Consider the following 11,528-nt stretch of genomic DNA (forward strand, 5'->3'; position numbering starts at 1 on the left):
ACCAATCGATGAGCGGGCACAGCAGAGTGTTCTGGCAACATGACTGACGGTGTCACCACGATGCAGCATCAGCATGGCGGTGAGCCGCCGGGCGTGGTTTTTGTCCTTTGTTTTATGGATAGTTTTCTGCATCAGGCGTCGTTCGGTTCTGGGTATTGGTGCTATGATCGACATTGCTCAGTCCGGCTGGTGATTTGGGATATTCAGCGATTGATCAGATCGCATAAACCGGACTGAGTTCCCTCTAAGTGATCTACTATTCCGAGCAGTTATTTAGCACGGTGTGCATGACAGGCTCCTGTTTCCAACGAGCGTAATCCTACGCACTGACGATCTGGCGTGCCAGCTGTCAGCGTAAGGCAGAACGGCCCTTCCTGCCATCAGATGCAGGAAGGGCGAACGCCTTATTTAACGGGCATACCCGGCACTGCGCCACTGTCGACAGACAACACGAACAGGTCTTTGCCGCCCGGCCCCGCAGACAGCACCATGCCTTCCGAGACGCCAAAGCGCATTTTACGTGGTGCCAGGTTCGCCACGATAATGGTCATTTTGCCAACGAGTACGGCCGGGTCAGGATAGGCTGCACGGATACCAGAGAAAATCTGGCGCTTCTCGCCGCCCAGATCCAACTCCAGACGCAGCAGTTTGTCTGAGCCGTCCACCAGTTCCGCTTTCTCAATCAGTGCCACGCGCATATCAACTTTGGCAAAGTCATCAATCGTGATGGTATCGCCAATCGGCGCATCCGCCAGTGGGCCGCTGACCGTCGGTTTACTGGCTTCAGCCGCGTCGGCTTTCGACGCTTCAATCAGGCCCTCGACTTTCGCCATCTCAATGCGACCATACAGGGCTTTAAACGGCGCAACCTGATGGTCGAGCAACGGCTGCTGAATGGCGTCCCAGCTGAGTTCGCTGTTCAGGAAAGCTTCGGCTCGCTCGCTCAGCGACGGCAGCACAGGCTTCAGCCAGGTCATCAGCACACGGAACAGGTTAATGCCCATGGAGCAAATAGCCTGCAGATCGGCATCACGGCCTTCCTGCTTCGCCACCACCCACGGTGCCTGCTCGTCAACATAACGGTTAGCCAGATCGGCCAGCGCCATAATTTCACGAATCGCCCGGCTAAATTCACGGCTTGCCCAGGCCTCGCCAATTTTTTCGGATGCGTCCAGGAAGGTTTGATAAAGCGCCGGATCGGCCAGTTCTGCGGACAGCTTGCCGTCAAAGCGTTTGGTGATAAAACCGGCATTACGTGACGCCAGGTTGACCACTTTGTTCACAATGTCGGCGTTGACGCGCTGAACAAAATCTTCCAGATTCAGGTCGATGTCATCAATACGCGAAGAAAGCTTGGCCGCATAGTAATAGCGCAGGCTGTCGGCATCCAGATGCTGTAACCAGATACTGGCTTTGATAAAGGTTCCGCGCGACTTCGACATTTTTGCGCCATTTACGGTCACATAGCCATGTACAAACAGGTTGTTGGGTTTGCGGAAGCCGCTGCCTTCCAGCATGGCAGGCCAGAACAGGCTGTGGAAGTAGACGATGTCTTTACCAATGAAGTGGTACAGCTCTGTGGTGGAATCCTGCTGCCAGAATTCGTCAAAACTGATGTCGCCGCGTTTGTCACACAGGTTCTTAAACGCGCCCATATAGCCGATCGGCGCATCCAGCCAGACGTAGAAGTATTTGCCCGGCGCGCCAGGAATTTCGAAGCCAAAGTACGGCGCATCACGGGAGATATCCCACTGTTGCAGACCGGATTCGAACCACTCCTGCATTTTATTGGCGACCTGCTCCTGCAGGGCGCCAGAACGCGTCCAGGCGCGCAGCATTTCGCAGAACGACGGCAGGTCAAAGAAGAAGTGCTCGGAATCACGCAGCACAGGGGTTGCACCGGATACCACAGATTTCGGATCGATCAGTTCGGTCGGGCTGTAGGTCGCGCTGCACACCTCGCAATTGTCGCCGTACTGGTCAGGCGCTTTACATTTCGGGCAGGTGCCTTTCACGAAACGGTCAGGCAGGAACATGCCTTTTTCCGGATCGTACAGCTGAGAAATCGTGCGGTTCTTAATGAAACCGTTCTCTTTCAGGCGACCATAGATGAGCCCGGCCAGCTCACGGTTCTCGTCGCCGTGCGTTGAGTGATAGTTATCATAGCTGATGTTAAAACCGGCAAAATCTGTTTCGTGCTCGTGTTTCATTTCAGCAATCATCTGTTCCGGCGCAATGCCCAACTGCTGAGCCTTCAGCATGATCGGCGTGCCGTGGGCGTCATCGGCGCAGATGAAGTAAACCTGATTGCCACGCATTCGCTGATAACGCACCCAAATGTCCGCCTGGATATGCTCGAGCATGTGGCCGAGATGAATTGAGCCGTTAGCGTAAGGCAGGGCGCAGGTTACCAGAATTTTTTTTGCGACTTGAGTCATAGTTTGCGTAGCTTTCAGTTAAGTAAAAAAACGGGCTTAGATGGTAACCGATGGGCACAGCCGCGTAAACATAAGGGATTTCCCGCCGCGCGGCCCGTGAAACGATCGGCATCTGATAGTATTGTTACTACATCGTTGAAAAACAGCATAAGCACAGCAGAAAAGGAGTGGGGATGACAGCGCAATCCCGGGAACCACATACACCAGAAGCTTTACGCGCCGTTGTGGCCGGCGTTCTGAACGGCTTTGAGCATCCGACGCTGCAACGTAACCTTATTACCCTGAAGGCGCTGCATCATGTGGCGCTGCTGGATGGGACGTTGCATATTGAACTGCGGATGCCTTTTGCCTGGCACAGTGCGTTTGAGACGTTAAAAGCAGATACCAGCGCTGAGCTACTGCGTCTGAGCGGCGCGCAGGCCATCGACTGGCGGTTAAGTCACGAGATTGCTACGTTGAAACGCGTGAAAAATCACCCTGGTGTTAACGGCGTGAAGAACATTATCGCGGTCAGCTCCGGTAAAGGCGGCGTGGGCAAATCGAGTACCGCAGTTAATATGGCGCTGGCGTTACTGGCTGAAGGCGCACGTGTGGGCATTCTTGATGCCGATATTTATGGCCCGTCCGTGCCCAACATGCTGGGCTGTGAAAAAGAGCGCCCGACCTCGCCTGACGGCACCCATATGGCGCCGATCATGTCCCATGGTCTGGCAACCAATTCCATCGGCTATCTGGTGACCGACGATAACGCGATGGTGTGGCGCGGCCCTATGGCCAGCAAAGCGCTGATGCAGTTACTTACCGAAACCCAGTGGCCCGACCTGGATTATCTGGTGCTGGATATGCCGCCAGGAACCGGAGATATCCAGTTAACGCTGGCGCAGAGTGTGCCCGTCACCGGTGCGCTGGTGGTCACTACGCCACAGGACATCGCGCTCATCGATGCACGCAAAGGCATGGTCATGTTCGAAAAGGTTAACGTCCCGGTGCTGGGCGTGGTGGAGAACATGAGTATCCACGTCTGCAGCCAGTGCGGTCACCATGAGCCAATTTTTGGTACTGGCGGGGCGCAACGGCTGGTGGACGACTATGGCACGCGGCTGCTGGCACAGCTTCCCCTGCATATTCATTTGCGTGAAGATCTGGATGATGGCGAGCCAACGGTGATTCGTCGGCCGGACAGTGAATTTGCGATGCTGTACCGTCAGCTCGCCGGACGTGTGGCCGCCCAGCTTTACTGGCAGGGCGAGGTGATTCCCGGCGATATCGCCTTCCGCGCGCTTTAACCCTTCTGCGCGTCGCTCTCATAGTGCGACGCCTAGGGATAATGCATTAACAGATAGCCGCCTTGCTCGCTTTCACCCTGGGAAATCACTTTCCAGCCATGTTGCAGGTAAAACGTCTGGGCGGCCTTGTTCATTTGCAGACACTTCAGCGCGCCGGTTGATGTAAAGCGTGACTGGACGGCCTCAAGCAGTGCACTGCCCAGGCCGCGCCCCTGATAATCAGGGGCCACATACAGGCTGTGTAAGAAATTATCGTTTTCCATCAGACCCGCGAATCCTGCCCGATGCCCGTCCAGCTCAGCCACTAAAACGGTTTAGCCGAGTATCACCTGATCGAAGTCTTCCAGTTGCCAGTCATCGTTGGCGATCCAGTCCCAGTTATGCCGACGGGCCGCCAGAAACAACGTCCGCAGGAAAGGACGGTCGGCCTCTGTAAATAATCGAATATGCACATCAAGCTCCGTTAAACATCTTTTAACAACCCTGGCAGGGATTCTCAAAAAAGTAAAAGCAGAACAAATGTCATCACTTTCCTTGTACACTGCACCGACGGTGCCTTATGGGAAAACAGCAAACGGCCTTCAGTTAACGCACAGGGGTTATTGCCTGGAAGCACGCAATATATCTTTTTGCGGGTAAATGAAGGTAAGAAAAGCGGTTTTTTCCCTTAACGATCAACGCGATCGGCGTTTGATAGCTTTCGTTTATTTTATTGATAACGAGGGCTTATTAGATGTTGGCCCGGAAAATTTGTAAGCTGCATCACATATTTTAAAGGAGGCCATCACATGTCCATTATCAACACCAAAATTAAGCCGTTCAAAAACAGTGCATTTAAAGACGGCCAGTTTATCGAATTAACCGAGAAAGACGTTGAAGGTAAATGGAGTGTTTTCTTCTTTTATCCGGCTGACTTCACCTTTGTTTGCCCAACCGAACTGGGCGACGTCGCGGATCACTATGAAGAGTTCCAGAAACTGGGCGTGGACATCTACTCTGTGTCTACTGATACCCACTTTACCCACAAAGCCTGGCACGGCTCTTCTGACACCATCGCAAAAATCAAATATGCGATGATCGGTGACCCAACTGGCGCGCTGACCCGCAACTTCGACATCATGCGCGAAGATGAAGGTCTGGCTGACCGTGGTACATTCATCGTTGACCCACAGGGTGTTATCCAGGCCGTAGAAATCACCGCTGAAGGTATTGGCCGTGATGCGTCTGACCTGCTGCGCAAAGTGAAAGCGGCGCAGTACGTGGCTTCTCACCCTGGTGAAGTGTGCCCGGCCAAATGGAAAGAAGGTGATGCGACTCTGGCGCCTTCGCTGGACCTGGTTGGCAAAATCTAATTTCCGCATCGCAACGTCGATCATTTTCTCATCGGGTGCTTCGGCACCCGATTTTTTGACCAGGAACTCACTATGCTTGATACCAATTTAAAAACGCAGCTCAAAGCTTATCTTGAGAAACTCACCAATCCTGTGGAGTTGATTGCAACGCTGGATGATGGCGCAAAATCAACCGAGATTCGCAATCTGTTGGTCGATATCGCGAGCCTGTCTGACAAGGTCAGCTTTCGTGAAGAGAACGATCGTCAGGTGCGTAAACCCTCATTTTTAATCACTAACCCTGGTGCGGATCACGGCCCACGTTTTGCGGGTTCGCCGCTGGGTCATGAATTTACCTCACTGGTGCTGGCGCTGTTACAGACCGGTGGGCACCCGTCCAAAGAAGCACAAAATCTGCTTGATCAGATTGCGGCGCTGGATGGGGATTTCCATTTCGAAACCTATTATTCGCTGTCCTGCCACAACTGTCCGGATGTGGTACAGGCTCTGAACCTGATGGCGGTCCTGAACCCGCGCATCAGCCACACCGCGATTGACGGTGGCCTGTTCCAGAACGAAATTCAGGAACGGAATGTCATGGGCGTGCCGGCGGTTTTCCTGAACGGCAAAGAGTTTGGTCAGGGCCGCATGAGCCTGGCGGAGATCGTCAGTAAAGTCGACACCAATGCTGACAAGCGCGCAGCAGAAGCGCTGAATAAACGCGAAGCCTATGATGTGCTGATTATTGGCAGCGGTCCCGCTGGCGCAGCGGCCGCCATCTATTCTGCCCGTAAAGGCATCCGCACCGCCCTGATGGGTGAGCGTTTCGGCGGACAGGTACTGGATACCGTTGATATCGAAAACTATATTTCCGTGCAGAAAACGGAAGGGGCCAAACTGGCTGGCGCACTGCGTGCCCACGTTGACGATTACAGTGTTGATGTGATTGACAGTCAGAGCGCGATTAAACTGATTCCGTCTGCGGCAAAAGGCGGCCTGCATGCCATTGAAACGGCGTCAGGTGCCGTACTGAAATCCCGTAGCATCATCCTGGCGACCGGCGCGCGCTGGCGCAACATGGGCGTGCCGGGGGAAGAGCAGTACCGTACTAAAGGTGTGACCTATTGCCCGCACTGTGACGGTCCGCTGTTCAAAGGTAAACGCACTGCCGTCATCGGTGGCGGTAACTCCGGCGTGGAAGCGGCTATCGATCTGGCTGGTATTGTTGAACACGTCACATTGCTGGAATTCGCCAGCGAAATGCGCGCAGACAAAGTGCTGCAGGACAAACTGCGCAGCCTGAAAAACGTGGATGTGATCCTGAATGCACAAACCACCGAAGTGAAAGGCGACGGCAGCAAAGTTACCGGCCTGCAATATCTGGATCGCACCAACCAGACAACCCATGAACTGGCGCTGTCAGGCATTTTTGTTCAGATTGGCCTGCTCCCTAACACCACCTGGCTGGAAGGGGCGGTTGAGCGCAACAAGATGGGTGAAATCATCATCGATGCAAAATGCGAAACCAGCCTGAAAGGCGTTTTCGCAGCAGGCGACTGCACCACGGTGCCTTACAAGCAAATCATCATTGCCAGCGGTGAAGGGGCAAAAGCCTCGCTGAGCGCTTTTGATTACCTGATTCGCACCCAACCTGCACACTAAGTTTTTCGGTGCAAAAGCCAGCCCTGTAACCTGTGTTACAGGGCTTTTTAATATCCGGCCAGCGTCATTAACATCATCCACAGCGGCGTGGTTATCGCGGCAAAAAGGGTGGAAAGCAGCATACTGGCGGCCGTGGGGCCGGTAATCACGTTAAATTTCTGCGACATCAGGTAAACATTCACACCGACCGCCATCGACCCCAGCAGCACTACCACTTTACTTTCCAGCGCAGGCAGACCCGTCAGCCAGGCGATCGCCCAGACACACAGCGGCTGCAGAATCAGTTTCAACGCACAAATCGTGTAACTCTCTTTCAAGCCTACCCGCACCCGGTAGTGCGCCAGGCTCATGCCGAGAGTGACCAACGATAAGGGTGCGGCGATGGACGCCAGCATGCGCAGCGGTTCAGCGGCGATGGCGGGAAGCGGCCGCTGCAACAGGCTCCAGGCGGTGCCTGATAAGATGCCAATAATTAACGGATTCCTGAGCACGCTAATCAAGGTGCGCTTAAAGCCCTGAAGGGAAAAACTGCCCTGTTTCGACCATTCCACCGAGACGGTGAGTAATGTCCAGAGGAGCAGACTGTTAAATACCAGCACCAGCGCAACCGATGGCAAGGCACCGGGGCCCAGCAGGACGGTAGCGACCGGAATGCCCAGCATAACGTTATTTGAAAAGACACCGCCCAGGGCAAAGACCGAGCCGGCCACGCCATCCAGATGAAACAGACGCGAGGCAAGGATTCGGCCCACGATAAACACCAGCAGACAACTGCCAAAGAATGCCAGAAGCAGGCGCACATCGACTGCGGGACTGTTGTAAAAGTCACTCATGATGCGAAACAGCATGCAGGGCAGGGCAACGTTAAAGACAAACCGGTTCATGCCTTCGCTGATGCTCAGCGGCCATTTGCCCCATTTCGTCAGGCAATAACCCAGGAAAATAAGAATAAACAGCGGGGCTGACAGGTAAATCTGGTGTCCTAATGTATCCAGCAGGAAGGGCATAAGCGTAAGCAGTCCAGTGACTCAGTAAGGGCAAGACTACCAAATTGCGTCGGCCGCGTAACCTGGCAAAACGTGTACCCGACCCGCGAATTTACCCCAGCCAGCGGCGCGCCTGGTCATCACTGATATCGCGATAATACACCCGATGGATAACCGCATCGCAACGCTGACAACGGGCAGAAAGATAAGTGGAATAATAGTGTCGGCCAGAAGGAGAAAGGGCACCCTGACGGGTAATGGTGATGTCAGTCCATCGGTGACGATGAGGGATAAGCGCTAAAAATCGCATCATGCTTCCTGTCAAGTATGAAGTGTTCTGGTAATTTTTAACTACGTGATATGAAGATTTATTGTTGCGATGTTGTAGGCAGGTGTTTGTTATTGCTGGGCATTCTGATAATGGTGAAGGATATAATTTACTTGCGTAAATACCTTTACTGCTCTGACGTGCAAATTTTAAGCCCGCAGCATTAAGCCTTTTTTCGTGCGGTGGGGAGTTGATCGGGATCATGTAAAAGTCTCGCCCGCCAGGTTGAAAAAAGAATAAGCACCTTGCTTAAATTTAGGGGCTTACTTATTCTTCTCTGAGTAACATGACTCGGGGTGCCCTTCTTTGTGAAGGCTGAGAAAAACCCGTATTACCTGATCTGGATAATGCCAGCGTAGGTTTCCAAGATTCTGATTAGTATTCATGTGGTTACATTTCTTTTTGTCCGTGTGTAATGCACCTAAGGTACAAAAAGAGCGTAATCATGAGGTACAAAACCCTACCATACACGTTTCAACGAAACGGTAACTACTATCTACAGATCCGGCTTTCAAATGGCAGGATGTTTAAAAAATCCCTTCTTACCGATAGTTATCGCGAAGCCTCTGCTTTGATGGTTCGCATCACTCCACATGTTCCTTTTGTTAAATCATTAGCAACTCCGATCTCGATGCTTGATGAGTTTGTGTCAAACCTGATTTTGTCAGAACGTAGGGGTGTGAAAGTTCCATTGTTACCCAGCCTACCGATTGTTGTTCCCGCTGAAATCGAGGGGCCATCGGCACAAGCCGAGCCGGAAAACGTGTTAACTCTCTCTGATGCTTGGGGTATGTACAAAGCCGAAAAGGGACGTAATTGGACTAAATCGATCTCAATGGCAAATGAACGTTACATTGAAGTATTGTTTGTAGTGTTGGGGAAAAATACGGATGTAACAGCGATCACTAAACAGGACATTAGGCAGGTAATGGAAGTTGTTGAGAATTTACCTAAGCGTGTTGTCCAACCATATCGCTCGATGAATGTTCAGCAGTTGATAGATTGTGATGACGTGCCACCTGATGAGCTTGTTGGTGTTGAGGCTATCAATAAGCATCTTAAAGTCTACAAATCGCTGTTCAAGACCTTTCTCACAGAAAACAAAGACATTTTGATGAAGTCACCAACTGATGGTGTAGTGGCTGCACCATCTAAAGCAAGATTTGGTGCATATAGTTCGGCGGAGATGAAGAAGTTTGTAGAATGGGCACACAAGCAGCCAGATGGCTGGTTGAAGTGGATTACATTGTTGTTGGCATACACCGGAGCCAGGAGAGGCGAAATCGCAAAACTGGAAAAATCACAGATTAAATTTGATGAGGACAGCCAGCGATATTACTTCCTGATTGGGCTTTGTTGAATAAATGGATTTTATGCTGTGGTACTATGAAAACGGTTGTTTCAGATAACATAAAATCAATGCGTTACATGCTTGCGTATGACGGTGTTCTGTCTGGCATCAGCGTTTTCTACCAAAACAGTGCAGACAAAACAGAATGATTACCTATTATTCAACAAAGCCTAGATGAAGCTCAAAAGCTAACAACAAAAAATGATTCGAGAAGTCTTGTTACTTATTCAGCTATAGAGCAAACAATTAGTAAAAATACTGAGGCAAGGTTATTCTTCTCTTCACCTAATTTATCGAATCCTGAAATATTTAACAGTTTGTTTGATAGAAAAAACGCTTCGGTATATAGAAACACAGAAGGTGCAACTACTCAGAACATGTATTTTATTGATCTCTTAAATGGCAGCTTTAGCTATGTTAATACCGAGGAAAGGTCGCTTGAAAAAATAGATGAGATCTCCAATACTTACACGAGTGCAAATGATGTTATCTATAAATTAAATAATGGTAAAAGTAAAATAATTTATTGCGGGGGGGGATAGAAAGCTCTCTTGAGAGAACACGTAGTTTTATCAATTATCTCAAGGTTAATAAGAAAAAAACAAAGCCTTTAAATTTAGCAATATCTTCTGAGATAAGAAGCTTTGTTCATGATAATTATGAACTTGCAGAAGCAATCAACTATGGTGTTGCCTTCCACTTTGGAAACTTGCCCCAATCGATTCGAGATTTAATTGAGCATCATTTCAAAATAGGAAATATTGATTATCTATTCTGTACATCAACCCTACTTGAGGGAGTCAATTTACCTGCAAGGTCTGTATTTATTCTTACGCATAAAAAAGGCCCCAACCCCTTAGAGTCGGTTGATTTTTGGAATTTGGCTGGAAGAGCTGGTCGGTTATCTATGGAATTGTCAGGGGATATTTTTTGTATTAGAGATGATAATAAGTTTTGGAATAAAAAAGCTGTTGATAATATCCTTCTGTCTGATAAAAATAACATTTCATTAAAGCCAAGTTTCTATATTGAAGACGAAAAAAGATTGAGCGATTTACACCAGATTATTACGACTGGTAAAACAGGAGATATTAAAAATGCTGAATTCCTTAGAACTTTAGGAGATATGATAAGAATAGATACTATGAGGGATTCTAAAGAACTTCCTCTCATAAGTTATTTCCAAAGTAGTGGAAAATCAGAAATTTTGTTAAGTGCAGAAAAAAGCACTGAAAATATTACCATGCCAATGAATATCCTTTTGGCAAATAGTCATATTGCGATTGATTCGCAGTATCATGCTTTTAAAAAAATAAAAAGCCTTTCAGTTAATGAACTGAAATTATCATGGCAGCCTACATACGAAGAAATTAAAGAAAAATTGAATTTAATATTCGATATTTACCAAGTTGAAAAGTTTGCAACAGGTAGAGAACATCTTTATTTGAATTCAATTCCATACTATGCAGTATTACTGTTTCAATGGATTCGCGGAAATAGTCTACAGGAAATTATCTCGGGGGTAATTGCTTATAAAAAGAACAAAAGTATATATATTAAAAACACATCTGTACTTTTTGACAGCGAAAACCCTGCTCATTTAACTGCATTAGTTAATGAAACTATAAAAGACATTGAGTTGCGTGTAGGTTACCAGTTACAAAATTATATTTCACATTACTGTCAGCTTCTGAATTATGTGTTGCAAGGAAATCCAGGGGCAAACTGGTCACAGTTCATTGAGTTTGGTTCTAACGAGCCAGTAGTATGGCATCTACAAATGATGGGTTTTTCAAGGGATAGTGCTGTTTTTCTCAAGAAGAATTTTTCAAAGTACCTTAAGCTTGATAATGAACTGAATAAACTCATCATAATGGATAAGGAACTGATCAAGCGTTCATTCAAAAAAGATGGACTACATTACTTAGAAATTCAATCGTTATTATAAAATTGCCGAATCAGAGTTTTTTATTGATCTGATTCGCACTTGTATAGTTAAGTCAAAAGAAGCATTAAAACTTTGGTAATGCCTCTAAATAGTTGGATTATGTGATATCCTACAGTTATTTGAGGTGTCCTCCTGGCTACAGTTACTGTTCATTGCCCTCGTTGTGATTCCGATGATGTTTATCGACATGGCCTTAGC

The 11,528-nt window shown here is 48.8% G+C and carries 8 protein-coding genes, 3 pseudogenes and 1 riboswitch; of the genes and pseudogenes, 6 read left to right on the plus strand and 5 right to left on the minus strand.

Features of this window, described 5'->3' with window-relative positions; all coding sequences use genetic code 11:
- Positions 1-174 (minus strand): annotated as a pseudogene (locus F7Q90_RS22805) (IS630 family transposase); the annotation flags it as partial.
- Positions 175-404: 230 nt separating this feature from the next.
- Positions 405-2,438 carry a methionine--tRNA ligase gene (gene metG, locus F7Q90_RS22810; protein ID WP_006119919.1) on the minus strand — a complete coding sequence of 678 codons (2,034 nt, stop codon included), beginning with the start codon at positions 2,436-2,438 and terminating at the stop codon, positions 405-407.
- A 173-nt stretch (positions 2,439-2,611) separates the two neighbouring features.
- Between metG and apbC the strand changes: the two genes are divergently transcribed.
- A complete protein-coding gene (gene apbC / locus F7Q90_RS22815) occupies positions 2,612-3,724 on the plus strand; it encodes an iron-sulfur cluster carrier protein ApbC (RefSeq protein WP_006119917.1) in 1,113 nt (370 codons plus the stop codon).
- A gap of 32 nt (positions 3,725-3,756) precedes the next feature.
- On the opposite strand, the pseudogene F7Q90_RS22820 reads toward apbC, so the two are convergent.
- Positions 3,757-4,176: pseudogene (locus tag F7Q90_RS22820) on the minus strand (N-acetyltransferase family protein).
- 336 nt (positions 4,177-4,512) lie between these two features.
- On the opposite strand from F7Q90_RS22820, the gene ahpC reads away from it, so the two are divergent.
- Together ahpC and ahpF are read left to right on the plus strand one after the other, a co-directional pair.
- On the plus strand, positions 4,513-5,076 hold the full coding sequence (ahpC, locus tag F7Q90_RS22825) for an alkyl hydroperoxide reductase subunit C (protein ID WP_006119912.1): 564 nt from the start codon (positions 4,513-4,515) through the stop codon (positions 5,074-5,076).
- A 72-nt stretch (positions 5,077-5,148) separates the two neighbouring features.
- On the plus strand, positions 5,149-6,717 hold the full coding sequence (gene ahpF, locus F7Q90_RS22830; protein WP_006119910.1) for an alkyl hydroperoxide reductase subunit F: 1,569 nt from the start codon (positions 5,149-5,151) through the stop codon (positions 6,715-6,717).
- Between the two features lie 47 nt (positions 6,718-6,764).
- Here the strand turns inward: ahpF and F7Q90_RS22835 are convergent, their stop codons facing one another.
- Positions 6,765-7,724, minus strand: coding sequence for an AEC family transporter (locus F7Q90_RS22835; protein ID WP_006119908.1), 960 nt, complete (start codon positions 7,722-7,724; stop codon positions 6,765-6,767).
- 91 nt (positions 7,725-7,815) lie between these two features.
- Complete coding sequence (locus F7Q90_RS22840) at positions 7,816-8,013, minus strand: hypothetical protein (RefSeq protein WP_006119907.1); 198 nt, start codon at positions 8,011-8,013, stop codon at positions 7,816-7,818.
- Between the two features lie 300 nt (positions 8,014-8,313).
- A riboswitch (TPP riboswitch) is annotated at positions 8,314-8,408 on the plus strand.
- Between the two features lie 68 nt (positions 8,409-8,476).
- Here F7Q90_RS22840 and F7Q90_RS22845 point away from each other — a divergent pair.
- From F7Q90_RS22845 to F7Q90_RS27990, 3 genes and pseudogenes are all read left to right on the plus strand, one after another.
- A pseudogene (locus F7Q90_RS22845) lies at positions 8,477-9,379 on the plus strand (integrase); the annotation flags it as partial.
- Positions 9,380-9,908: 529 nt separating this feature from the next.
- Positions 9,909-11,330 (plus strand): helicase-related protein, encoded by a 1,422-nt coding sequence (locus F7Q90_RS22850; RefSeq protein ID WP_249042831.1) that lies wholly within the window; start codon positions 9,909-9,911, stop codon positions 11,328-11,330.
- 132 nt (positions 11,331-11,462) lie between these two features.
- The coding region (locus F7Q90_RS27990; protein WP_151161042.1) for an IS1 family transposase at positions 11,463-11,528 on the plus strand (66 nt) is incomplete at its 3' end.

It is taken from the genome of Pantoea stewartii subsp. stewartii (assembly GCF_008801695.1).
Lineage (GTDB): Bacteria > Pseudomonadota > Gammaproteobacteria > Enterobacterales > Enterobacteriaceae > Pantoea > Pantoea stewartii.

Bases quoted from the DNA above. Each gene is read 5' to 3' on its own strand.
- F7Q90_RS22835 (WP_006119908.1), bottom strand. From the start codon at position 7,724: ATGCCCTTCCTGCTGGATACATTAGGACACCAGATTTACCTGTCAGCC.
- metG (WP_006119919.1), bottom strand. From the start codon at position 2,438: ATGACTCAAGTCGCAAAAAAAATTCTGGTAACCTGCGCCCTGCCTTAC.
- F7Q90_RS22840 (WP_006119907.1), bottom strand. From the start codon at position 8,013: ATGCGATTTTTAGCGCTTATCCCTCATCGTCACCGATGGACTGACATC.
- ahpF (WP_006119910.1), top strand. From the start codon at position 5,149: ATGCTTGATACCAATTTAAAAACGCAGCTCAAAGCTTATCTTGAGAAA.
- ahpC (WP_006119912.1), top strand. From the start codon at position 4,513: ATGTCCATTATCAACACCAAAATTAAGCCGTTCAAAAACAGTGCATTT.
- apbC (WP_006119917.1), top strand. From the start codon at position 2,612: ATGACAGCGCAATCCCGGGAACCACATACACCAGAAGCTTTACGCGCC.